Source organism: Nocardia kruczakiae NBRC 101016, assembly GCF_001612965.1.
Taxonomy (GTDB): domain Bacteria; phylum Actinomycetota; class Actinomycetes; order Mycobacteriales; family Mycobacteriaceae; genus Nocardia; species Nocardia kruczakiae.
In genome coordinates, this window is sequence record NZ_BDBL01000003.1 from 281,216 (window position 1) to 303,342 (window position 22,127).

Genomic DNA, 22,127 nt, shown 5'->3' on the forward strand with positions numbered 1-22,127 from the left:
GATCAGCCTCTCGGTGGATGTCGGTTCGACAACTCAGGCTAGTCGCTCACACGCGTTCGGTGTACGCCGACGGGGTGCGGCCGGGTCGGCAGCGCATCACCGGCGCCAGACGTAGCGGACCTGGGGACGCCCCGCGCGGCCGTAGTCCGATCGGCGTTCCACCACGCCGTCGGTAGCCAGCTGCTCCAGATAGCGCCATGCCGTGACCCGCGAAACGCCCACGGCACGGCCGGTTTCGGTCGCCGACAGCCCGTCCGGCGCCGCGCGCACCGCCCGGGATATCTCCTGGAGCGTCTGCGGCGCAATACCTTTCGGGGCGGCCGCTTTCGGATCGGCGGTACGCAGCGCGCTCAACGCCCGATCGATCTCGTGCTGGGTCAGCGACGCGTCACCGGCCGGCAACGCGGCCCGGAACTCCAGGTAGCGCTCGAGCTTGTCGCGAAAAGCCGCGAAGGTGAAGGGTTTCAGCAGATACAGCGCTATCCCGTGCGCGACCGCGGCACGCACCATCTCGAGGTCGCGCGCCGAGGTTATGGCGATCACATCCGGTCGCGGCCGCAGGCGGGCCAGGGCGGCGGTCACCTCGAGCCCGCCGATATCCGGCAGCCCCAGATCCATCAGCACCAGATCGATCGGGGTTCCCGCCGCGGCGGCGTGCGTCGCCGTCCGGATCGCATCGCGGCCGGTGGCGGCCACACCCACCGGCTCGAATCCGGCCACCCGCGCGACGTACGAGTGATGCGCCTCGGCGATGCGCGGTTCGTCCTCCACGATCAGCACCCGGATCGGCTGCCCCGTCATCGCACCGGAATCCTCACCACGACAGCCGATTCCGGGCTGCGTTCGGCCCGCAGCGTACCGCCGTATCGGGTCACCAGCCGCCAGACCAGCGCCAGGCCGAGTCCGTGGTGTTCGGCCTTGGTCGTATATCCCCGTTCCATCGCCTGCGCGAAATCCTCCTCCGACATTCCCGGCCCGCTGTCGGCGACCCTGACCATCAGCGCCGACGCCTCCGAGCGGACGGAGACCTCCACCCACGCGTCCGGATCCTGCGCGACCGCGTCCACCGCGTTGTCGACCAGATTTCCCACCAGGGTCACCACTTCCTGCGCGGTCAGCGGGGCGACCGATTCCAGCGCGGTGTCCTCGGCGACGGTCAGCTCCACCCCGCGTTCGATGGCCCGGTCGACCTTGCCGAGCAGCAGTGCGACCAGGACCGGCTCGTGGACCGCGTCGGTCAGGCGGTCGATGAGTTCTTGGGAGAGCCGCAGTTCGGCCGTCGCGAAGTCGACAGCGCGATCGACATGGCCCAGCTCGACCATCGTGATCACCGCGTGCAACCGGTTGGCCGCCTCGTGCGCCTGCGCCCGCAGCGATTCCGCCAGACCGCGCGCCGAATCCAGCTCGCCCATGATGTCGCGGAGTTCGGTGTGGTCACGGATGGTGAGAACCGTGCCGAGGCGCCGCCCCGCCCAGGAGACGACGTCCTGGTTGACCACCAGCACGCGGGCGGCTGTCACATGCATCTCGTCGCGGACCACGGTGGCGTCGAGGCGCCGCAGCGACACCGGCAGATCGGCGCGGCGCACCGGGCCGCCGGGCAGTTCCAGCAGGCGTCTGGCCTCGTCGTTGACCACCGCCGCCTCCGGATCGTGGCGGTCGAACACGATCAGCCCCTCGTGCACGGAGTGCAGCACGGCATCGTGATGTTCGTAGAGCGTCCGGAGTTCGGCCGGGCCCAGTCCGTGGGTCTGGCGCAGCAGTCGGCGGCGCAGCAGGTATGCGCCCAGCACGGCCAGCAGCAGACCCGCACCGGCCGCACCGAGAATCAACGGCAGCTGCGCACGCACCTGATCGCCGATGCGGGCCCGGGTCACACCCGCCGAGACCAGCGCGACGACCCGGCCGGTGTCGTCGGCGACGGGGGTGACCGCCCGGATCGACGGGCCCAGCGACCCGGGGTAGGTCTCGGTGAACGTCTCACCGGCCAGCGCCCGGTCGATGTTTCCGCTGAACGGCTGTCCGATCCGGCCGACATCGGTGTGGGTGTAGCGGGTGCGGTCGGGTGCCATCACCACGATGAAATCGACCCCGGTCCGCTGCCGGATCCGTTCGGTCACCGGCTGCAGCACGGCCGTGGGATCCGGCGTGCGCACCGCGGCCGCCGTGGACGGCGCCTGGGCGAGGGCCACCGCGATGCCGGTCACCCGGCGAGCCGTCGCATCGTCCTGTTCCCGGCGCACCTCCCACACCGCCAGCGCCGACCCGACCGCGATCACCACCACCAGGACCGCCAGCTGCACCACGAAGACCTGGCCGGCCAGCGTCATGCCCCCGGCGCGCCGCACAGGCGAACTCGCGGTCCGGCCTTTCGCCCGCAACGGTCCTCCCGTGAACGAAACGTACGTAATGGTGACCGAGGTCACGGTCCCCACCATCATCACAGTACGAACCCGAGGCACAGATCGGGCAGCACCGGAGGCACATCATGAGCGACACGACACGGACGCACCGTCGCGACCGTACCCATTGGCTCTATCTCGCCGTCATCGTGGCGGTCGTGGCCGGCGTACTCGTCGGCTGGCTGGCGCCCGGCTTCGGGAAGTCGGTGGGCGAGCTGGGCACCATGTTCGTCAACCTGATCAAGATGATGATCTCGCCGGTCATCTTCTGCACGATCGTGCTCGGTATCGGTTCGGTGCGGGCCGCGGCGCGGGTCGGCAAGATCGGCGGCCTGGCGCTCGGCTACTTCCTGGTCATGTCGACGGTGGCGCTGACGATCGGTCTCGTGGTCGGCAATCTGCTGCGGCCGGGCAGTGGGCTGAACGTCCACGAACACGTCGGCGCGGCGGCCGGTTACGTGAAGCAGGCCGAAAGCGCCGGCGGCACCTGGCACTTCCTGGAAGGCATCATCCCGACATCGCTGCTGTCGTCGCTGACCGCGGGCAGCGTGCTGCAGACCTTGTTCGTGGCCCTGCTCGTCGGCTTCGCCGTGCAGGCGATGGGCACGCAGGGCGAACCGATCCTGCGCGCGGTGGGGCTGGTACAGAAGCTGGTGTTCAAGATCTTGACCATGATCCTGTGGCTGGCACCGATCGGTGCCTTCGGCGCGATCGCGAACGTGGTGGCGGCCACCGGCCTGGATGCGGTGAAACAGCTCGCGGCCCTGATGCTCGCCTTCTATCTGACCTGCCTGGTCTTCGTCTTCGGCGTACTGGGCGCGTTGCTGCGGGTGAGTTCGGGCGTATCGATCGTCAAGCTGGTTCGCTACCTGGCGCGCGAATATCTGCTGATCTTCTCCACCTCGTCCTCCGAATCGGCGCTGCCGCGGCTGATCGCGAAGATGGAACACCTCGGTGTCGAGCGCTCGACCGTGGGCATCGTCGTCCCGACCGGATATTCGTTCAACCTCGACGGCACCGCGATCTACCTGACGATGTCCTCGCTGTTCATCGCCGACGCGATGGGTAAGCCGCTCTCGCTCGGGCAGCAGATCGGCCTGCTGGTGTTCATGATCGTCGCCTCCAAGGGCGCGGCGGGGGTGACCGGAGCGGGACTGGCCACCCTGGCCGGTGGTCTGCAGAGCCATCGCCCGGATCTGCTGGACGGGGTGGGCCTGATCGTCGGGATCGACCGGTTCATGTCGGAAGCCCGTGCCATCACGAACTTCTCGGGCAATGCCGTCGCCACCGTCCTCGTCGGGACCTGGACGAAGACCATCGACGACGTCCGGCTGCGCGCCGTGCTGGACCGGGAACTGCCCTTCGACGAGACGACGATGGTCGACACCGAACCCGCCGAAGCATCCGGAACCGCCGAACGAACCGAACTGGTCCCCGTCTGACGCCGCGACTATCCCGCGAGCCGGTAGACGGGCAGGGTGCGCTCCCGCTTGCGCGGCGCGATATTGGCTCGGCCGAGATCGCCCGCGTAGTGCGCGGCCACCTTCGGATCCATCACCCGTCGCCACAGCGGCGGGACGGTGGCCAGCAGAATCATCGTCGCGTAGCCCGCGGGAAGTTGCGGGGCCTCCTGGGTACTGCGCAGCGTCTGGTACCGGCGTCCCGGATTGGCGTGATGGTCGCTGTGGCGCTGCAGGTGAAACAGGAAGATATTGGTGACCAGCCGGTCGGAGTTCCAGCTGTCGGCCGGCGAGCAGCGCGCCCAGCGGCCACCGGGCAGACGGCGGCGCAGCAACCCGTAGTGCTCGACGTAGTTCACGGTTTCCAGCAGGCCGAAGCCGATCACGGCCTGCAGCAGCAGATACGGCAGCATACCGGGGCCGAACACCGCCAGCAGCGCGCCGTAGAGCACCGCCGTCATCGACCACGCCTGCAGGATGTTGTTGCGCACGTTCCACCAGCCGAGGCCCTTACGGTGCAGCCGGTCGCGTTCCAGCCGGATCGCCGAGCGCAGTCCGCCGAAGATGCTGCGCGGCAGGAACATCCAGAGCGATTCGCCCAAGCGGGCGCTGGCCGGATCGTCCGGGGTGGCCACCCGGGCGTGGTGGCCCTTGTTGTGTTCGACGAAGAAATGCCCGTATCCCGACTGCGCGAGCGCGAGCTTGGCCAGCCATCGTTCCAGCCGTTCCACCCGATGCCCCAGCTCGTGCGCGGCGTTGATGCCGATACCGCTGACGAAACCGAGCGTCGCCGCCAGTCCCAGCTTGTCCACCACGCCGAGTTCGTCACCGGACCACATGTAGGCCGCGATCACCAGTCCGGTCAGCTGGATGGGCAGGAACAGATAGGTGCACCACCGGTAGTAGCGATCGTGGGAGAGCCGCTCGTAATCCTCGTCGCGCGGGTTGGTGCCGTCCTCGCCGACGAACCAGTCCAGCAGCGGTATCACGATCAGCACGATGATCGGCCCGATCCACCAGAACGCCTCGACGCCGGTCCGGGCGACCAGCTGGGAAGGGAGCAATGCGCAGCCCGGGGCGATCAATCCCAACATCCATAGATGCTTCTTGGGATCAGCCGAACCCGAGCGTTTGCCGACCGTTTGCACTGATTGCCCCACTTGAATTTACCTGGACTCCTGCCAGGTAAATATGTAGCGGCTCCGAGGCCGTTACGCCCGGTTCAAACCCGCAAAGTGGTGACCGTTACACACGCGGACCCGAAGTCACAGACAGCGTGGGCCCGAATCCGCTGCGCCGCACCGGGTGAGCAACCACCGTTTCCACCGAGACCACGCAGGTCAGTGACTGTTCGTCCCCGTCGTTCCGGCCGCGGGAGGCCGGTGCGGTTGCCGTCCGGCACCCCAACCGGCGCCGGAACGAATCGTTATCTGTCACAGGACGGATTTCGGGCTACCGGCCGCCGGTCCGGTCCCGGGCGGCGAGAATCGCCTCCACATACGGTGCGAGCAGTCTGCTCAACTCCTCCGGGGCGTCGCGATGCAGTGCGGCCGGGGTCGGAATGTAGCTGATGGCGATGCGCACCAGGGCGTGGGCGAGCACATCGGCCTCCGCCGCCGATGCCCCCACCCAGCTGTTTTCGAAGGCCGCGGCCAAGCGCCGGGCGGCATGTTCGATGAGCGGACCGGCGTCGAGCGTGATCAGCCGCAGCAGATCCAGCTTGGCCTCACCGACCACCAGCGACTGCACCAGCGGGTCGGCCGCACTGTCGAGGATGAAATTTGCCAGACCTTCGCGGAACGCCGCCCGCGCATCACCGACGTTGTCCGCGATGGCCGTTCCGACATGGTCCACGAGGTGATCCGCCAGCCGCAGCGCATAGGCCTGCGCCAGCCCCGTCCGGGAGCCGAATTCGTTGTACAGCGTCTGCCGGCTCACCCCGGCCCGCGTCGCGACGTCGCCGAGCGTGATCTTGGCCCAGTCCCGCTCGATCAGCAGTTCGCGCATCGCATCGAGGACCGACGTGCGCAACAGGGTGCGCGCCGCTTCCTGATACGGGACCCGGGATCCGTTACGCGGCATACCCGCGACGGTGTCACGGGCGGCTTCCGCAGTCAAAACGACTCACGAACGTTCGATCTCGACCATGAAGAAGTCGGCCTTGGCCGCCCCACAGTCCGGACACGTCCAGTCGTCGGGAATGTCCTCCCAGCGCGTCCCCGGCGCGATACCCTCGTCCGGCCAGCCCTGCTCCTCGTCGTATTCGAAGCCGCACTGGATGCACTGAAAAATCCGATAGGGCCGACTCACCGTACCTCCTCGAAATCGATCTTCTCCCGTACCCCGCAGTCCGGGCAGCACCAGTCGTCCGGCACCGACTCCCATGGGGTGCCCGCCGGAAACCCTTCCCGCGGAGCACCTTTCGCCTCGTCGTAGACGTAATCGCAGACAGGGCAACGAAAAGCGCCCATCACGCCTCCTGTGTCATGCGGGACACCCGAACCCGGTCGGCACGGCGAGCCGCTGCGCGATTGTCGCTCACCGTGCCTCCTGGTAGCGCGCGAGGACCTTGTCCCGCTTGCGCGGTTGCACGTTCGCCTGAGTGAGGTCGCCGTCATAGTGGGCCACGACGCGCTTGTCCATCACGCGCCGCCACAGCGGCGGGAAGTAGGCCAGCAGGATCATGCTGGCGTAGCCGCTCGGCAGATTCGGCGCCCCGTCCCAGCTGCGCAGGGTCTGATAGCGCCGGGTCGGATAGGCGTGGTGATCGCTGTGCCGCTGCAGGTGGTACAGGAAGATATTGGTGACGAGGTGGTCGCTGTTCCAGCTGTGCCGCGGTGTCGGCCGTTCGTACCGCCCGCGAGCCGTGCGCTGCCGCAGCAGACCGTAGTGCTCCAGATAGTTGACCGCCTCCAGCAGGCTGAAGCCGACCACCGCTTGCAACACCAGATACGGCAGGACCTCGAGTCCGAAGCCGGCCACCAGCGCCGCGTAGAGCACCAGCGACATCGCCCACGCGCTGAGCACATCGTTGTGCAGGCTCCACGGTCGCTTCCCGAGCCGTTCCAGCCGGGTCCGCTCGAGCCCCCACGCGGAGCGCAGACTGCCCCACACCGTGCGGGGCCAGAACGCCCAGAACGACTCACCCACACGGGAACTCGCGGGATCCTCCGGCGTTGCCACCCGCACGTGATGGCCGCGATTGTGCTCGATGTAGAAGTGGCCGTAGCACGTCTGCGCCAGCGCGATCCGCGACAGCCAGCGTTCCAGATGCACCTTCTTGTGCCCGAGTTCGTGCGCGGTGTTGATGCCGATGCCGCCGACCATGCCGACCGTCAGGGCCAAGCCGATCTTGTCCACGACGGTCAGGCCGCCGTCGATGCCGAGCCAGCTCAGGTTGTCCGCGGTGATCAGATAGCACGCCATGACCAGCGACGCGTACTGGAACGGCAGGTAGATGTAGGTGAGGTAGCGGTAGTACCGGTCGTTCTCCAGATACTCCATGACCTCGTCCGGCGGATTCTCGCCGTCGGCGCCGAAGAACAGGTCGGCGGCGGGGATGACCAGATAGATGAGGATCGGGCCGAGCCAGAACGGCACCTTCGCGAGGGTGTGCCAGCCCAGTTCGTTGAGTCCCCAGATGAGCGGGAGTCCGATGATGAACAGTCCCGTCGGCGCGAACAGGCCCCACAACCACAGATAGCGCTTGCGGTCACGCCAGCCCGAGTCGAGCAGGCCGTCGGCGGTTCCGGCTTCGGTCGACATCGTCGTCTCCATTCGATACAGCTGCCACATCCACTGTGATGTGGGTAACCATTACCGTGGACAATATGCCTGCACCTGTCGCGCGTCTATACATTTTTGCTGATTTGTAAACACGTTGTGACAGTCGACAACGACGAGGCGGGACGGACTGCGCCGCAGTCCGTCCCGCCCTCGATGGTCGATGCCGATGATCGATTCAGCGCAGCAGCACGTCCGAATCGGCGGGCAGCGCGTCGACCGGCCACCACCGCAGATCCGTCGACTCCGCGCTGCGCACCGGAACCGCGCCGCGCGGCGCGCGGATCTTGAACAGCAGATCCAGGTGACGAGTCGGCACCCCGAGCGAGCAGGTGATCGGGTGGGCCTGCGCGCCGTACAGCCCGGGCTCGACCTCCAGTCCGGCGATCCCGGACTCCTCGGTCGCCTCCCGCAGCGCGGCGTCGACCACGGTCTCGTCACCCGGCTCGCAGTGACCGCCCAGCTGGATCCATCGGCCGACCCGCGGATGCAGCGTCAGCAGCACCTCGCGCTCGTCGTGCGAGAACACCACCGCCGAGGCGGTGATGTGACCGGGTGCGTGTTCACGCAGACAGCCGCGCGGCGCCGAACCCAGGAATGCCAGCATCGCCTCCCGCACGGACTGTTCCGGATGCGTTGCGGGCTTCCAGCTTTCGAGCAGCTCGGTGGCCGAGGCATGCAACGACTCGGTACTCACAGCTCGACCAGACCCGTTCCCGCCTCGCGCGGCGGGCGCGGCGAAAGCTCCTCCTCCGGATAGCCGACGGCTATGGCGCCCAACGGTTTCCAGTCCGGCGCCAGACCCAGGACCTCGCGAGTCACCTCGGGCGCGAAGATGGTCGAGCCGATCCAGCAGCTGCCGACACCGCGCGTGGCCAGACCGACCAGCAACCCCTGCACAGCCGCACCGACCGCGACGGTGAACATGGTCGACTCGGCGGCGCGACGGCGCTCGTCCGGATAATCGTGCGCTCCGTCGGGGACACAGAACGGAATGATCACCTCGGGTGCGTCGAACAGGATCCGGCCGCGTGCCACCCGGCGCTCCACCCGATCGGGATCGAGGCCGTCGGCACCGAGGTCGTTGCGCCATTGCGCCGCCATCGAATCCAGCAGACGCGCGCGCAGCTCCGGCTGCCGCACCCAGACGAATCGCACCGGCCGGGTGTGATGCGGAGCGGGCGCGGTGAGCGCGTCGCCGACCGCGGCGCGGATCACCTCGGGATCGACCGGGGTGTCGGCGAAGGTCCGCACCGAACGGCGCAGCAGCAGCGCTTCCCGGCGGCCCTGCTCGATCGCCTCGGCGGTGCCGAGCCAGAACAGATCCTCCTCGCCACCGCGCAGCAGATCCTTGGCGGTGGATCCGTCGTCGTGCGGAGTCAGCCCGCGCACGACCGCGACCGGCACGCCGCCCAGCTTGCCCTTCGCGAGATCCGCCGCGGCCGCGAGTTCGTCGGCCACCGCCACCTGGGTGACCTGCAGCTCGTTGCCCTGCCCGTCGACCGCGCCGGCATAGTCGTGCACGACACGCAGACCGGCGGCACCGATCGCCGCGTCGGTCTGGCCGATGCGCCAGGCCCGGCCCATCGTGTCGGTGATCACCACCGCGACGTCGACGCCCAGCCGCTGTGCCAGCGCCGCCCGCAGCGCTGCCGCGCTGGCATCGGGATCGGTTGGCAGCAGGACCAATTCGCCCTGCTCCACATTCGAACCGTCGACCCCGGAGGCAGCCTGCACGATGCCGATGTGATTCTCGGTGATGAGGGTGCGCCCCTTGCGCGCCAGCACCCGCACCGCCTCGGCATCGACGAGTTTGCGACGCACGGCATCGCGTTCGTCCGGGTCCCGGGGCGCCTCGACGATGCGTCCCTCGGCCTTGGCGACGATCTTGCTCGTCACGACCAGCACGTCGCCGTCGGCGAGCCAGGGGGCCTGGGCCGCAATATGTTCCGCGACATCGTCACCCGGCCGGAATTCCGGTAGTCCCGGCACGGGGATGATCCTGATCTCCCCGCCGGGCGCATGGTCGGTGTTACGCGCCTGATCTGGGCGCTGCGTGGTTACGCTCCGCTCCCGCCTCCGCGCCTGATCGCTCATGCCGGCACCCCCGCGATGTCGAGCGCCTCCCGCACCATCGCGGCGGTGGCGGCGGGATCGCTCATCAGCAGCGGCACGCTGCGCACCTCCACACCCGGCACATCGGCCTCGTCGGTCGAGTGGATGAGCCAGCCGTCGAGGATGCCGGTGTCCGACCGGGCGCCGAAGTGCCGTCCGATGGCCTCGGCCGAGGTTTCCACACCGATCACCTCGAGGCATTCATCGGCCATGCCGCGCAAGGGTTTTCCCCCGATCACGGGCGATAAACCGACGACTTTGGCGGAAGTGGTCCGCAACGCGCCCCGGATACCCGGCACGGCGAGGATCGCACCGATGCTCACCACGGGGTTCGAGGGGGCCAGCAGCACCACATCAGCACCCTCTATGATTTCCGTCACACCAGGGGCAGGTTTGGCTTGATCCGCCCCGATTGTGACGAATCCATGGGTCTCGACGTTTGCTCGGTACCGTACCCACCACTCCTGGAAATGAATCGCGCGGCGTTCGCCAGGGCTGTCGGGGTCACTGATCACGACGTGCGTTTCGCACCGATCGTCGGTTGCCGGGAGAAGTTTCACACCCGGCTGCCAGCGATTGCACAGCGCTTCGGTAACCGCCGAGAGCGGGTATCCCGCGCGCAGCATTTCACTGCGCACCAGATGCGTCGCGATATCGCGATCTCCGAGTCCGAACCAATCCGGTTGCGCGCGGTATTTCGCCAGTTCCTCCTTGGCGTGCCAGGTTTCTCCCACCCGGCCCCAGCCGCGCTCGGTATCGATACCCCCACCCAGCGTGTACATGCAGGTGTCCAGGTCGGGACAGATGCGTAAACCGTGCATCCAGACGTCGTCGCCGACGTTCACCAGCGCCGTTACATCCGCTTCCGGCAGCAGTTCCCGCACACCTTGTAAGAAGCGCGCGCCGCCGACTCCACCGACCAACACCGCAATGCGCGGTTTACGATCAATCCGCTCGATCTCGGCCGCGATGTCCGCTTGTTCTCCAGTCACATCCGCACAGCCTATGCGGTGCCCGGAAGTGGGGGTTCGAGTGCGTATTTGCTGGTCATTTGCTACTTCGAGGTTACCGAACCGCGTCGAAGGCGGCCTCGGATAGTAACGGAATTGTGTCGGCAGCTTGACCATCGACGCGTCCGGCGTGTCTAATCACAGACATGTCATTCCGGGTCCGCGCGAGAGCCTTTGGCGCAGACCGCGTTTCGAACGCATGTTCGCATCGGAACGACAAGCTCGGGGATGTCCGCGGGACTACGTCGCGGTGTGGGACCGTCGGTGGGCACGTCCGGTCCGACGGAAAAATCATTCTGCGCTAACACACAGTGAGGAGGCGGAGCGATGGCCGAGGAGCTGGCCCCGTCGGGCATTCCGGGCGGTGTATCGCAAACCGATTCCACAGCATGCGCAGCACCAAGCGACTGCGCTGACAGCCGGAACGACGAACGAGAGGGGGGCAGCACGGTGAACAACGAATCGGGATCGCTCGACAGAACTCCGCAGGGAGGGCAGTGGGCGCGCACTCAGCGCAAACCCGAACCACCGCAGCTGAGTCTCATCGTCACCGACTTCGATGCGATGTTCGACACCATCGAAGAACAGTGGCAGGAACGGGCGCTGTGCGCTCAAACCGATCCGGAAGCCTTCTTCCCCGAAAAAGGCGGCTCCACAAGGGAAGCCAAACGGATCTGCCTGGGCTGCGAGGTCCGTGACGAGTGCCTGGAATACGCACTCGCCCACGACGAGCGGTTCGGTATCTGGGGCGGTCTGTCCGAACGCGAACGCCGCCGCCTCAAGCGCGGCATCTCGTAGCCGCCTCTCCGGGTATTCAGCGTGCCGTGAGAGCCGGGTGAGTGTTGCTTCGGGCCGGCGGTCGTGGGGCTGGTCGGGTTCTGGGCGTGCCCGGTGAGTTACCCATGTGCTCGCGAAATCTGTTGTCCGGTTTCCCTGTTCGCCTCGCTTCGCTTCGGCGGGGCGGGGCGGGCGACGGGAAGTGGGGCGCCCGGCACTCGTGATCGGTTGCCCGGTACTCGTGCATGGCCGCCTGGCACTTCGTTCTTGGTTGCCCGCCGTTCGTTCATGGTCGCCCGGCGTTCGTTCTCATCGGCGAACGCGGTGACCGGCCGCTTCCATGCCTACTCCCCTGTCGGGTCGATGATCTCCGGATCTACGCCCAGGTAGGTGGCTAGCTGCTGGACCAATACCTCACGCAACAGGTCCAGCAGGTCTTCCGGGTCGTGAGCGCGGAGTTCGAGGGGTTTGCGGAACAGGACCACTCGGGCTCGGGTGGCTACGTTGTGGCGGTCGACTCCGGCCGGGATCAGGCGGGAGAGCGGGACCGGGCCGTCGGCGACCACCTCGTCGGGCCAGGTGACCGAATCCGGGTGCAGCGGACGGATCTTGGGGACGTCGTCGACCGCGATGTCGAGTTTGGTCAGGCGATCGTGCCAGCGGGCGTCCAGCGGGGCGAACGCCTCCAGCACCAGGCGGTCGAACTGCTGGCCGCGGGTGCGGCGCGCGGGCGCCGAGGGCGGCAGCATCGGTCCGCGCACGCCGCGGCCGCGGCGAACCACCGAACGGGTCGTCACCGGCCGCCTCTTCGATCGGGTCATACCTTGCGACAGTAGTCACCACGCCGGCACCGAGGCCACGTGATCTCCCCGGAGCCGGAGCCCCGCGCGACCCGAAGTGGCCGGGGACCGGCCCGCGTGTCTGTCTGCGACACACGGCGTGGGGGGTTAGTCTGCTGGATGTGATTCCCATGCGTCGTTGCTGCCGCCCAGGCTGCAAGAATCCGGCCGTCGCGACGCTCACCTATGTCTACTCGGACTCCACCGCAGTCGTCGGCCCCCTCGCCACCGTCGCCGAACCGCACTCCTGGGATCTGTGCGAAACCCACGGCTCCCGCATCACCGCCCCCAAGGGCTGGGAACTGGTCCGGCACGAAGGCGGATTCTCCTCCAGCACACCGGACGACGACGACCTGACCGCACTGGCCGAGGCCGTCCGTGAAGCCGGGATGCGACGCCGCGCACCGGAACCCGAACAGCGCGGCTACAGCGAGTACGCCCCGCCCCCGGCGCGACCCCAGCGGCCCGGCCGCACCGGCCGTCGCGGCCATCTACGGGTGCTACCCGATCCCCCGAACTGAGCCCGCACCACGCGCCGCACACGCGCGACCGGCCTGAAGCCCGGACCGGCACGCGGCCCTATTAGGGTGTTGGTCATGACAGTCGCCCGGTCTGCCGAGTCCGTTCACGCAGTTGTCAAGGCATACGACGTTCGCGGGGTTGTCGGGGAGCAGATCGACGCGGAATTCGTCCGCGACGTCGGCGCGGCCTTCGCCCGGCTGATGCGCACCGACACCACCCCCGCCACGCGCATCGTCATCGGTCACGATATGCGCGACTCCTCCCCGGGACTGGCCGCCGCCTTCGCCGACGGCGTCCTCGATCAGGGCCTCGACGTGGTTCACATCGGGCTCGCCTCCACCGACGAGCTCTACTTCGCCTCCGGCCATCTGCGGTGCCCCGGGGCCATGTTCACCGCCAGCCACAACCCCGCCCGCTACAACGGCATCAAGCTGTGCCGGGCCAACGCGCTGCCGGTCGGCCAGGAGACCGGGCTCGCGACCATCGCCGAGGAACTCGTCGAGGGCGTGCCGGCCGGACCGGGCACCCGCGGCACCGCGACCGAACAGAACCTGCTCGATGCCTATGCCGAATTCCTGCGCGGGCTGGTCGATCTCGGCGCGATCCGGCCGCTGAAGATCGCCGTGGACGCCGGTAACGGGATGGGCGGCTATACGGTCCCCGCCGTGCTCGGTGCGGTGCCGCAGCTGACCATCGCCCCGCTCTACTTCGAACTCGACGGATCGTTCCCCAATCACGAGGCGAACCCGCTGGACCCGAAGAATCTGGTCGACCTGCAGAAGTACGTCCGCGAGACCGGCGCCGACATCGGCCTGGCATTCGACGGTGACGCCGACCGCTGCTTCGTCGTCGACGAGCGCGGCGAACCGGTCTCCCCCTCCGCGATCACCGCGCTGGTCGCGGAGCGCGAACTGGCGAAAGAGCCGGGCGCCACGATCATTCACAACCTGATCACCTCGCAGGCCGTGCCCGAACTGGTCACCGAACTCGGCGGCACGCCCGTGCGCACCCGCGTCGGCCATTCCTTCATCAAGCAGCAGATGGCCTCGACCGGCGCGATCTTCGGCGGCGAGCATTCCGCCCACTACTACTTCCGCGACTTCTGGGGTGCCGACTCCGGTATGCTGGCCGCTCTGCACGTGCTGGCTGCCCTGGGCGAGAAGGACCGGCCGATGTCGGAGCTCGCGTCCTCGTACGCGACGTACGCGGCCTCCGGCGAGATCAACTCCACAGTGGCGGATGCGCAGGAGCGAACCCTGGCGGTGGTCACCGCATTCGAAGGGCGCGCGCAATCGGTGGACCGGCTCGACGGCGTGACCGTACGGCTGCCCGGACAGGCGTGGTTCAATCTGCGCGCATCCAACACCGAGCCGTTGTTGCGACTCAACGTCGAGGCCCGTTCGCAGGAGGAAGTAGACGCACTCGTGACCGAGATTCTGAGCATCGTGCGCGGCTGACTGGAATAGTGGAATCACAGGGCTTGGATTCGCCCGGGGACAACGACATCCCCCGGCGTGGTGACCCGATTGAGGGGAGGTGGCAACGCCCGATGATCGCAGGGACACCCGTACTCGACCTCGATGACGTCGCCTCGTTGGAGGCCGCGGACTCCGGGGGAATTCTCCGTTCGGCCGCCTCCGGAGGCGCCCAGGTGCGTGCCACCGCGGCCGCCGTCGCCGAAAACGCGCTCAGCCGGCTCGACGGTCTGCGGCCGCGAAGTCTGGTGCTGGTCTCCGGCACCGGGCGCGCGGCCCGCGCGGCCACTCTGCTGCAGGCCGCGTTCGGCGACAGCGCGGGGCTGCCCATCATCAGCGCCACCACGATTCCGCAGTGGGTCGGCTCGCTGGACGTGGTGGTCGTCGCCGGTGACGACTCGGCCGATCCGCGACTGACCGGCGCCGTCGACCGAGCGCTGCGCCGCGGCGCCGAAGTCGTGGTCGCCGCGCCCGACGAGGGTCCGATGCGAGCCGCGGCCGCCGGACGCGCGGCCATGCTGCCGCCGCGGATCCGCGTGCTCGACCACAACCGGATGCTGCGATTCGTCGCGGTCGGCATCGCGGTGCTGCAGGCCGTCGACCCGCTGCATATCGGGCCGCTGGTCCCGAACCTCGATCAGCTCGCCGACGTGCTCGATGCCGAGGCGCTGCGCGACGGCCCGCACCACGAGGTCTTCCACAACCCCGCCAAAACCCTCGCCGCGCGGATGCGGGAACGGCGGCTGGTGCTGACCGGCGATTCCCCCGCCGCCGCGGTGGTGGCCGAGCACGGCGCCGAGGTGTTGTTGCAGACGGCGGGACAGATCGCGGCCGCCGTCGACCTCACCGAGGCCGTGGCCGCGAACGCGCGACTGATCGAATCCGCGGAGACGACCGCACCCGGTTACGATCCGCTGTTCCACGACGAGCAACTGGACGGGCCGGCCCCGGTCGATCGGGCCCGGGTGTTCGTGGTGAGCGCCGACGGCGATCAGGTCGCGGCCCGGCGCCGGCTGGCCGTCTTCGGCGCGGGCGCGGGCATCGTCGACGCCGATCTGGTCAACGTCGACATCGAGCTGATGCGCACCGAGGCGAGTGTGCCGCGCGATACCGGTGCGGGCGAACCCCAGGCGCCGGCGACCGGGCGCGGCAGCGAGCTGGAACAACTGGCGGTGCTGGTGCTGCGGCTGGAAATGGCCGCCGCCTATCTGCGTCTGCTCGGCGGCCCCCCAGCCGCGAGCCGTCCCGCCCACTACGACGGGGGCCACTACTAGTGCACGAACTCGTTGGTGCGTTGCGTTCCTATGCCTGGGGATCTCGCACCGCACTCGCTCAGCTGTGCGGCCGGGAGGTTCCCTCCCCCCATCCCGAGGCCGAACTGTGGTTCGGCGCCCACCCCGCCGACCCGGCGAAGGTCCTCGCCGACGGCACCGGTCGTTCGCTGCTGGAACTGCTCGAGGCCGAGCCGAACCGGGAGCTGGGCGCCGTGGCCTCGGCATTCGGCGGCCGCCTGCCGTTCCTGCTGAAGATCCTGGCCGCCGAGGAACCGCTGTCGCTGCAGGCGCATCCCAGCGCCGATCAGGCCCGCTACGGATTCGAACGGGAGAACCACACGCGGGTGCCGCTGGATTCCCCCATGCGCAACTACCGCGACGACTCCCACAAACCCGAACTGGTGGTGGCACTCGACCGCTTCGAGGCGCTGGCCGGTTTCCGCGATCCGCTGCGCACCGTCGACCTGCTGAACTCACTGGCCGTGCCGGAGCTGGTGCAGTACACCGAACTGCTTGCCGCCCAGCCGGATTCGGGCGGCCTGCGCGCTCTGTTCACCACCTGGATCACCCTGCCGCAGGCCATGCTGGCCACCCTGCTGCCGAAGGTCCTCGACGGATGCGTGCGCTATCTCAAACAGGTCGACCCGCTCGAATCCCCCAGGCAGGCCAAGGAATTCGCGGCCGAAGCGCGCACCACCCTGGAGCTGGCCGAGGCGTATCCCGGTGATGCCGGAGTGCTGGCGGCCCTGCTGCTGAACCGGTTGACACTGGAACCCGGACAGGGCCTGTTCCTGGCCGCCGGCAGCCTGCACGCCTATCTGCGCGGTATGGGCGTCGAGATCATGGCCAATTCGGACAATGTGCTGCGCGGCGGGCTCACTCCCAAGCACGTCGACGTGCCCGAGCTGCTGCGGGTGCTCGATTTCGAACCGCTGCGCACGCCGATCATCGAACCCGAACCGGTCGATGAGAACTCGTTCCGGTACCCGACGCCCGCCCCGGAGTTCGCGCTGCGACGCTTCGAATTACCCGAGGATGCCGCGGCGGTCGACATTCCGCGGGTCGGACCCGGCATCATGCTGGTGACGGCCGGCACCGTGGCGCTGTCGCAGGCCGGGAACGAATTGCCGATCGCCGCCGGCAGCGCCGCGTGGATCTCGGCCACCGATACCGATATCCGGGCGCGAGCTCTCGGCGGCCCCGCGCAGCTGTTCTGCGCGTGTGTGGGCGAGTGAGGGCGCGGCCGGTTCGGCCGCTTTAGTAGATTGATCGAACAAATCGGACATCTACCGGCGTGCGCCGGGGACGAAAGGACCGGGGCTGCACCATGTCTGCTGGTGGCGGGAAGAAGGCGATCTTCGCGGCGTTGAGCGCGAATGCCGGTATCGCGGTGGCGAAATTCGTCGGCGCCGCGATCACCGGTTCCGGATCGATGCTGGCCGAGGCCGTGCACTCGGTGGCCGACACCGGTAATCAGGGATTGCTGTTGCTCGGGCAGAAGCGTGCCGAGCAGGAGGCCGACGATCTGCATCCGTTCGGCTACGGGCGCAACCGCTACTTCTACTCGTTCGTCGTGGCGCTGGTGCTGTTCTCCCTCGGCTCGATGTACGCGATCTACGAGGGTGTGCACAAGATCCAGCATCCGGAGGAATTGACCTCCCCCCTGGTGGCGATCGTGATCCTGGCTATCGCGTCGGCGCTCGAGGGTTACAGCTTCATGACCGCGATGCGGGAATCCGCACCACTGCGCGAGGGTGCGAGCTGGTGGCGGTTCATCCGCAACTCGCGCAGCCCGGAACTGCCCGTGGTGCTGCTCGAGGACACCGGTGCGCTCATCGGTCTGCTGATCGCACTGGCCGCGGTGATTCTGACGGTGGTGACCGACAACGCGATCTGGGACGGCATCGGCACCCTCGGTATCGGCCTGCTGCTCGGTGTCATCGCGGTCGTGCTGATCGTGGAGATGAAGAGCCTGCTGATCGGCGAGGGTGCGACGCCCGCACAGGACGCGGCGATCCGCGCGCAGCTGGTCGACGGCGAGCGCATCGACCGGGTCATCCACCTGCGCACCGAATACCTCGGCCCGGAGGAGATGCTCGTGGCGGCGAAGGTGTCGATCGTGCCCGGACTGGAGATCGCCGATATCGCCGCCGCGATCGACGACGCCGAAGCCCGGGTGCGGGCGGCCGTCCCCGCCGCCCGGGTGATGTACATCGAGCCGGATCTGTACCGCACCCAGCCGGTGTAGACCCGCGGATGCGCGACGTGCGGCTCAGCTCGTCGCGCCGAGCAGGACGGCCGGGTCGGCGCGGATGCCGAACCGCTCGCGCAGCGCACGGGTCGCGGCGTGCATGCCGCACATGCCGTGCACGCCGGGACCCGGCGGCGTCGCCGCGGAGCACAGGTACACGCCGGGAAGTGGTGTGGCGTAAGGATTCCAGCGCGGAGTCGGGCGGAAGATCGTCTGGGCCAGGGTCATCGCGCCGGCCGCGATATCGCCGCCGACATAGTTGGCGTTGTGCGCGGGCATGCGTGCCGCCGGACGCACATGAGTGGCCTGGATCAGATCACGGAAGCCGGGGGCGAAGCGTTCGAGTTGCGCGACGACGTCGCGACTCACGTCGCGGCCGGATCCGTTGGGTACGTGGGCATAGGCGTAGAGCGTGTGGTTGCCGCCGGGAGCCCGGGACGAATCGACCACGCCCGGCTGGATCACCAGAACGTACGGCCGCTCGGCGTGCCGGCCCGACGCGACGAGACGTTCGACGGCCATCGCCTCGGCTCGCGTGCCGACGACATGGACGGTGCCCGCGGCCGCCAGCTCCGTCGCCTGCCACGGCACCGGACCCGACAGGGCGAAATCCACCTTGCATGCCGCACCGCCGAATCGATAGCGCTGCAACCGGTTTCGATACACCGTGGGCACTCGCGCGATCCGCAGCAGTTCCGTGGGCGCGGTGTCGAGCAGAACCGTTCGCACACCGGCGAATTCGTCCAGTGAATCGACGCGGTGCCCGGTGTGGACGCGCCCGCCGTGGCGTTCCAGATCGGCGATCAGCGCATCGACGATGGCCTGCGAGCCGCCGCGCGGAATCGGCCAGCCGCCCACATGGCCGAGGGTGCCCAGCAGCAACGCCACGCCGGCCGCCGAGAACTGCCGCGGCGGCATGATGGCGTGCGCGCTCACCCCGGTGAACAGTGCCGCCGCACGTTCCTCGCGAAAACGCAGGTCCCACAGCGGAGATGCCTGCTCGAACAGTCGGCGGCCGAAGCGCAGCGCGGACGATGGATCACGAGGAATATGGCGCAGGTCCGACATCCCGAGCTCCACCACCGCCTCCCACTGTCGCACCAGCGGGGCGAACAGGCGCCGCCACGTCGCACCGTCGCGGCCCAGCCCCTCGACCGTCCGGTCCAGATCCCGCCAGGCCGACGCGGCGACCCCGCCGTCGAGCGGATGTCCGTAGGAGATCGCGGGAGTCACCAATTCGACGCCGTGCGCGCCGAGATCGAAGGCGCGGAAGAACGGGGATGCCAGCGCCATCGGATGCGCGCCCGCGCACACGTCGTGGTGATATCCGGGCAGGGTGAGCTCCGCGGTACGGCAGCCGCCACCGGCACTATGCGCGGCTTCGAACACCTCCACCTCGAGCCCCGCGCGAGCCAGCAGCACCGCCGCGGCCAGACCGTTGGGCCCGGAGCCGACCACCACCGCGTCCGCCATGAGCACCACTGTAGGGCCCGGAAACCGAGGGGCTCAGTGGATCAACTCCGGGTGGCCCAGCGGATGAGCACGTCCATGCGCTGTTCCCACAGATCCGGGCGGAGGCGATGACTGCGGTCCAGCGCCGCCAGCCCGTGCAGCGTGCTCCAGAACACCTCGGTGTAGGCCCCGGTGGCGGCTTCGGGGACCAGCGGGCGGAACAACCGCTCGAGCTCCTCGAAACAGTCGCGCAGGGTCTGGGGTGCGTCGGGACCGAAGGGCAGTTCGGTGTCGAGGAGCAACATGGCGTCGTAGAGGGCGGCGTTGTCGGCCGCGAAATTCAGATAGGCCCGGGCGACCGCCTCCATCGCGGCACCGGGGCCGTCGGCCTGCTCGTGGGCGGCGCGGAGCACATCCCGCAACTGGCCGATCCCCTCCTCGGCCACGGCCGAGACGATTGCCCGCTTTCCCGAGAAGTGGCTGTAGAGCACGGGCTGGCTGTATTCGATGCGCTCGGCGAGCCGGCGCACGGTCACCGCATCCCAGCCGTCGGATTCGGCCAGTTCACGCGCACTGTCGATGATCGCCTGCCGGCGCTGGGCGCGTTCGCGTTCCTTGCGTTCCTGAACCGTCATACCGAAATTCTAGCAACGCTAGATTTGCCTCGGTACCGATGCGCGGTAGGGCGACGGCGAGCGATCGCCGGACCTAGACGTCGGTGGAGAAGCGGATCCCGCCGTCGGGCAGATCGACGCCCGGCCAGATGCGGGCACCGCGCAGCAACTCACAGCGGGCGCCGACGCTGGCGCCGTCACCGATCACCGCATCACGGACCAGCGCCCGCGGCCCGATGCGCGCACCGAATCCGATGATCGAGCGCTCCACGGTGGCCCCGGCCTCGACCCGGGCGCCGTCGAACAGCACCGCACCGTCGAGTCGCGCACCGGCGCCGACCTCGGCGCCGCGTCCCACGACCGTGCCGCCGATCAGCAGCGCGCCCGGCGCGACACCGGCACCGGGGTGGACCAGCGATTCCCCGCGCTGCCCCGGCAGCGCCGGCGAGGGCGCGATCCCGCGCACCAGATCGGCGGACCCGCGCACGAAATCCTCGGGCGTCCCCATATCGCGCCAGTACGAGGCGTCGACATGCCCCTGGATGTGGGCGCCCTCGGCCAGCAGCGACGGGAACACCTCGCGCTCCACCGATACCGGGCGGCCACTCGGGATCTTCTCGATGTACTCACGGCGGAAGACGTAGCAGCCGGCGTTGATCTGGTCGGTCGGCGGATCCTGGGTCTTCTCCAGGAAGGCGGTGACCCGGCCGGTCTCGTCGGTGGGCACGCATCCGAAGGCGCGCGGATCACCGACGCGGACCAGATGCAGGGTCACATCGGCACGGGTCGAGGCGTGCGTGTCGAGAACGGCCCCCAGATCGGCGCCGCCGAGGACGTCACCGTTGAAGACCATCACGTTGTCGGCGCGCAGCTTCGGCAGCACGTTGCGGATGCCGCCGCCGGTCCCCAGCGGTTCGGTCTCGGTGACGTATTCGAGGTCGAGGCCGAGCTCGGCGCCGTCGCCGAAATGTTCCTCGAAGACCTCCGCCTTGAACGATGTGCCCAGCACCACATGGGTGATGCCGGCATCGGCGATCCGGGCCAGCAGATGGTGCAGGAACGGCAGACCGGCGACCGGCAGCATCGGTTTCGGCGCCGAGAGCGTCAGCGGGCGCAGCCGGGTGCCCTGGCCACCGACCAGGATCACGGCATCAGTTGCGGTGTCCACGCCCGCTCCCTCCCGAATTGTCCGGCATCAGTCTTCCCCTTTTTCAGGTTCGGTCCACGCGTTATCGCTGCGCTTCGCGGTCGCGCTCGCGCAGCGCAGATCGAACCGCAAGTTTGCAGCGAATCGCAAGTCCGGCCCGCAACGCCCATCGCAGCGGGGCCTGCCACCAGTGCGGATGACGGTCGGCCTGGAAACGATAGGCGGAGGCGTGATGGGCGGGCAACATGGTCTCCGGATGCCGCCCGGCCGCGTGACCCTTGGCATGGGTGACCTCGGCGCCCGGCACGAAGACGTTGTGCCAGCCGGCCTTGCCCATCCGGTCGCCGAAGTCGACATCCTCCATGTACATGAAGTAGCGCGAGTCGAAGCCGTCGATGCTGTCGAACGCGTCGCGCCGCACCAGCAGGCACGACCCCGACAACCAGCCGACCGTACGCTCGGCGATCTCCTCGTTCTCCTGCCGGTACCGCCGCGTCCAGGGATTACCCGGCCAGATCGTGCCGAGGATCGCGTGGCCCGCGCCGTCGAGCAGGCCCGGCACCCGGCGCGCGGAGGGATAGATACTGCCGTCCGGCTCGTGGATCAGCGGGCCGAGCGCACCCGCGCGCGGCCAGCGCCGGGCGGCGGCCAGCAGGCGATCGATGGAATCGGTGCCCCAGCGCACATCCGGATTGGCGATGATCACGTATTCGATATCGGGATCGAGTTCGGCGACCGCCCGGTTCACCGCGCCGCCGTAGCCGATGTTGCCGCCGGTGCGCAGTAGTGTGACGTGTTCGTTGGCCTCCGCGGCCAGCTCGGGAGCGCCGTCGGTCGAGCCGTTGTCGGCGAGGATCACCTGCGGTTTCTCCGCGGTGGCGGTCGCGAGTGTGCTGATGAAGTGGTCGAGATGCTCGCCCGGCGAATAGGTTACGGTGACCACCGCCAGCTGAGGGGTACGGTCCGCGGAAGGGGCTGAATCCGAAGCGCTCACGGAAGGCCAGCC

Annotated in this window: 22 protein-coding genes; 7 read left to right on the top strand and 15 right to left on the bottom strand. The window is 68.5% G+C overall.

What is annotated here, in order from left to right:
* Positions 1 to 96: 96 nt before the first annotated feature.
* Both NK1_RS04295 and NK1_RS04300 read right to left on the bottom strand, forming a co-directional pair.
* Positions 97 to 801, bottom strand: a complete 705-nt coding sequence (locus NK1_RS04295) for a response regulator (RefSeq protein ID WP_063007249.1) — start codon at positions 799 to 801, stop codon at positions 97 to 99.
* Positions 798 to 2,330 (bottom strand): sensor histidine kinase, encoded by a 1,533-nt coding sequence (locus NK1_RS04300; RefSeq protein WP_063007250.1) that lies wholly within the window; start codon positions 2,328 to 2,330, stop codon positions 798 to 800. Before NK1_RS04300 ends, NK1_RS04295 begins: the two co-directional genes overlap by 4 nt.
* Positions 2,331 to 2,488: 158 nt before the next feature.
* Between NK1_RS04300 and NK1_RS04305 the strand changes: the two genes are divergently transcribed.
* On the top strand, positions 2,489 to 3,844 hold the full coding sequence (locus NK1_RS04305; protein ID WP_063007251.1) for a cation:dicarboxylate symporter family transporter: 1,356 nt from the start codon (positions 2,489 to 2,491) through the stop codon (positions 3,842 to 3,844).
* An 8-nt stretch (positions 3,845 to 3,852) separates the two neighbouring features.
* Here NK1_RS04305 and NK1_RS04310 read toward each other — a convergent pair whose 3' ends face one another.
* The 8 genes from NK1_RS04310 to cofD form a co-directional block, all read right to left on the bottom strand.
* Positions 3,853 to 4,956, bottom strand: coding sequence for an alkane 1-monooxygenase (locus NK1_RS04310; protein ID WP_063007252.1), 1,104 nt, complete (start codon positions 4,954 to 4,956; stop codon positions 3,853 to 3,855).
* A 358-nt stretch (positions 4,957 to 5,314) separates the two neighbouring features.
* Positions 5,315 to 5,944, bottom strand: coding sequence for a TetR/AcrR family transcriptional regulator (locus tag NK1_RS04315; protein WP_063007290.1), 630 nt, complete (start codon positions 5,942 to 5,944; stop codon positions 5,315 to 5,317).
* A gap of 42 nt (positions 5,945 to 5,986) precedes the next feature.
* Positions 5,987 to 6,172 (bottom strand): rubredoxin, encoded by a 186-nt coding sequence (locus tag NK1_RS04320; protein WP_030515012.1) that lies wholly within the window; start codon positions 6,170 to 6,172, stop codon positions 5,987 to 5,989.
* Positions 6,169 to 6,333 (bottom strand): rubredoxin, encoded by a 165-nt coding sequence (locus NK1_RS33455; RefSeq protein WP_084460583.1) that lies wholly within the window; start codon positions 6,331 to 6,333, stop codon positions 6,169 to 6,171. Before NK1_RS33455 ends, NK1_RS04320 begins: the two co-directional genes overlap by 4 nt.
* Positions 6,334 to 6,400: 67 nt before the next feature.
* Positions 6,401 to 7,627, bottom strand: coding sequence for an alkane 1-monooxygenase (locus NK1_RS04325; RefSeq protein WP_063007253.1), 1,227 nt, complete (start codon positions 7,625 to 7,627; stop codon positions 6,401 to 6,403).
* Between the two features lie 196 nt (positions 7,628 to 7,823).
* On the bottom strand, positions 7,824 to 8,342 hold the full coding sequence (locus NK1_RS04330) for an NUDIX hydrolase (RefSeq protein WP_063007254.1): 519 nt from the start codon (positions 8,340 to 8,342) through the stop codon (positions 7,824 to 7,826).
* Positions 8,339 to 9,742 (bottom strand): coenzyme F420-0:L-glutamate ligase, encoded by a 1,404-nt coding sequence (locus tag NK1_RS04335; RefSeq protein WP_084460570.1) that lies wholly within the window; start codon positions 9,740 to 9,742, stop codon positions 8,339 to 8,341. The genes NK1_RS04330 and NK1_RS04335 overlap by 4 nt, the downstream gene beginning before the upstream one ends.
* The gene (cofD, locus tag NK1_RS04340; protein ID WP_245660337.1) at positions 9,739 to 10,752 is read right to left on the bottom strand and encodes a 2-phospho-L-lactate transferase; all 1,014 of its coding nucleotides are present in this window, start codon (positions 10,750 to 10,752) and stop codon (positions 9,739 to 9,741) included. Before cofD ends, NK1_RS04335 begins: the two co-directional genes overlap by 4 nt.
* A gap of 582 nt (positions 10,753 to 11,334) precedes the next feature.
* Between cofD and NK1_RS04345 the strand changes: the two genes are divergently transcribed.
* The gene (locus NK1_RS04345; RefSeq protein ID WP_036504657.1) at positions 11,335 to 11,568 is read left to right on the top strand and encodes a WhiB family transcriptional regulator; all 234 of its coding nucleotides are present in this window, start codon (positions 11,335 to 11,337) and stop codon (positions 11,566 to 11,568) included.
* Between the two features lie 323 nt (positions 11,569 to 11,891).
* Here the strand turns inward: NK1_RS04345 and NK1_RS04350 are convergent, their stop codons facing one another.
* On the bottom strand, positions 11,892 to 12,368 hold the full coding sequence (locus NK1_RS04350) for a metallopeptidase family protein (protein ID WP_167354218.1): 477 nt from the start codon (positions 12,366 to 12,368) through the stop codon (positions 11,892 to 11,894).
* A 149-nt stretch (positions 12,369 to 12,517) separates the two neighbouring features.
* On the opposite strand from NK1_RS04350, the gene NK1_RS04355 reads away from it, so the two are divergent.
* From NK1_RS04355 to NK1_RS04375, 5 genes are all read left to right on the top strand, one after another.
* Positions 12,518 to 12,907 carry a DUF3499 domain-containing protein gene (locus NK1_RS04355; protein ID WP_036504562.1) on the top strand — a complete coding sequence of 130 codons (390 nt, stop codon included), beginning with the start codon at positions 12,518 to 12,520 and terminating at the stop codon, positions 12,905 to 12,907.
* A 75-nt stretch (positions 12,908 to 12,982) separates the two neighbouring features.
* Positions 12,983 to 14,365: a phosphomannomutase/phosphoglucomutase gene (locus NK1_RS04360; protein WP_063007255.1), complete on the top strand. Its 1,383-nt coding sequence runs from the start codon at positions 12,983 to 12,985 to the stop codon at positions 14,363 to 14,365.
* Positions 14,366 to 14,457: 92 nt separating this feature from the next.
* The gene (locus NK1_RS04365; protein ID WP_063007256.1) at positions 14,458 to 15,657 is read left to right on the top strand and encodes an amino acid adenylation domain-containing protein; all 1,200 of its coding nucleotides are present in this window, start codon (positions 14,458 to 14,460) and stop codon (positions 15,655 to 15,657) included.
* Positions 15,657 to 16,892: a mannose-6-phosphate isomerase, class I gene (gene manA, locus NK1_RS04370; RefSeq protein ID WP_063007257.1), complete on the top strand. Its 1,236-nt coding sequence runs from the start codon at positions 15,657 to 15,659 to the stop codon at positions 16,890 to 16,892. The genes NK1_RS04365 and manA overlap by 1 nt, the downstream gene beginning before the upstream one ends.
* 92 nt (positions 16,893 to 16,984) lie before the next feature.
* Complete coding sequence (locus NK1_RS04375) at positions 16,985 to 17,905, top strand: cation diffusion facilitator family transporter (protein WP_063007293.1); 921 nt, start codon at positions 16,985 to 16,987, stop codon at positions 17,903 to 17,905.
* A 24-nt stretch (positions 17,906 to 17,929) separates the two neighbouring features.
* On the opposite strand, the gene NK1_RS04380 is transcribed toward NK1_RS04375, so the two are convergent.
* The 4 genes from NK1_RS04380 to NK1_RS04395 form a co-directional block, all read right to left on the bottom strand.
* Complete coding sequence (locus NK1_RS04380; RefSeq protein ID WP_063007294.1) at positions 17,930 to 19,381, bottom strand: phytoene desaturase family protein; 1,452 nt, start codon at positions 19,379 to 19,381, stop codon at positions 17,930 to 17,932.
* A gap of 41 nt (positions 19,382 to 19,422) precedes the next feature.
* The gene (locus NK1_RS04385) at positions 19,423 to 19,995 is read right to left on the bottom strand and encodes a TetR/AcrR family transcriptional regulator (protein ID WP_063007258.1); all 573 of its coding nucleotides are present in this window, start codon (positions 19,993 to 19,995) and stop codon (positions 19,423 to 19,425) included.
* Between the two features lie 73 nt (positions 19,996 to 20,068).
* Positions 20,069 to 21,142, bottom strand: coding sequence for a mannose-1-phosphate guanylyltransferase (manB, locus tag NK1_RS04390; RefSeq protein ID WP_062995279.1), 1,074 nt, complete (start codon positions 21,140 to 21,142; stop codon positions 20,069 to 20,071).
* A gap of 61 nt (positions 21,143 to 21,203) precedes the next feature.
* Positions 21,204 to 22,115, bottom strand: coding sequence for a glycosyltransferase family 2 protein (locus tag NK1_RS04395; protein WP_063007259.1), 912 nt, complete (start codon positions 22,113 to 22,115; stop codon positions 21,204 to 21,206).
* Positions 22,116 to 22,127: the final 12 nt, after the last annotated feature.

Bases quoted from the DNA above. Each gene is read 5' to 3' on its own strand.
- NK1_RS04380 (WP_063007294.1), bottom strand. From the start codon at position 19,381: ATGGCGGACGCGGTGGTGGTCGGCTCCGGGCCCAACGGTCTGGCCGCG.
- NK1_RS04375 (WP_063007293.1), top strand. From the start codon at position 16,985: ATGTCTGCTGGTGGCGGGAAGAAGGCGATCTTCGCGGCGTTGAGCGCG.
- NK1_RS04360 (WP_063007255.1), top strand. From the start codon at position 12,983: ATGACAGTCGCCCGGTCTGCCGAGTCCGTTCACGCAGTTGTCAAGGCA.
- NK1_RS04335 (WP_084460570.1), bottom strand. From the start codon at position 9,742: ATGAGCGATCAGGCGCGGAGGCGGGAGCGGAGCGTAACCACGCAGCGC.
- NK1_RS04385 (WP_063007258.1), bottom strand. From the start codon at position 19,995: ATGACGGTTCAGGAACGCAAGGAACGCGAACGCGCCCAGCGCCGGCAG.
- NK1_RS04350 (WP_167354218.1), bottom strand. From the start codon at position 12,368: ATGACCCGATCGAAGAGGCGGCCGGTGACGACCCGTTCGGTGGTTCGC.
- NK1_RS04365 (WP_063007256.1), top strand. From the start codon at position 14,458: ATGATCGCAGGGACACCCGTACTCGACCTCGATGACGTCGCCTCGTTG.
- NK1_RS04355 (WP_036504562.1), top strand. From the start codon at position 12,518: ATGCGTCGTTGCTGCCGCCCAGGCTGCAAGAATCCGGCCGTCGCGACG.
- NK1_RS04345 (WP_036504657.1), top strand. From the start codon at position 11,335: ATGTTCGACACCATCGAAGAACAGTGGCAGGAACGGGCGCTGTGCGCT.
- NK1_RS04305 (WP_063007251.1), top strand. From the start codon at position 2,489: ATGAGCGACACGACACGGACGCACCGTCGCGACCGTACCCATTGGCTC.
- NK1_RS04325 (WP_063007253.1), bottom strand. From the start codon at position 7,627: ATGTCGACCGAAGCCGGAACCGCCGACGGCCTGCTCGACTCGGGCTGG.
- NK1_RS04300 (WP_063007250.1), bottom strand. From the start codon at position 2,330: ATGACGCTGGCCGGCCAGGTCTTCGTGGTGCAGCTGGCGGTCCTGGTG.
- NK1_RS04310 (WP_063007252.1), bottom strand. From the start codon at position 4,956: ATGTTGGGATTGATCGCCCCGGGCTGCGCATTGCTCCCTTCCCAGCTG.
- NK1_RS04295 (WP_063007249.1), bottom strand. From the start codon at position 801: ATGACGGGGCAGCCGATCCGGGTGCTGATCGTGGAGGACGAACCGCGC.
- NK1_RS33455 (WP_084460583.1), bottom strand. From the start codon at position 6,333: ATGGGCGCTTTTCGTTGCCCTGTCTGCGATTACGTCTACGACGAGGCG.
- NK1_RS04315 (WP_063007290.1), bottom strand. From the start codon at position 5,944: ATGCCGCGTAACGGATCCCGGGTCCCGTATCAGGAAGCGGCGCGCACC.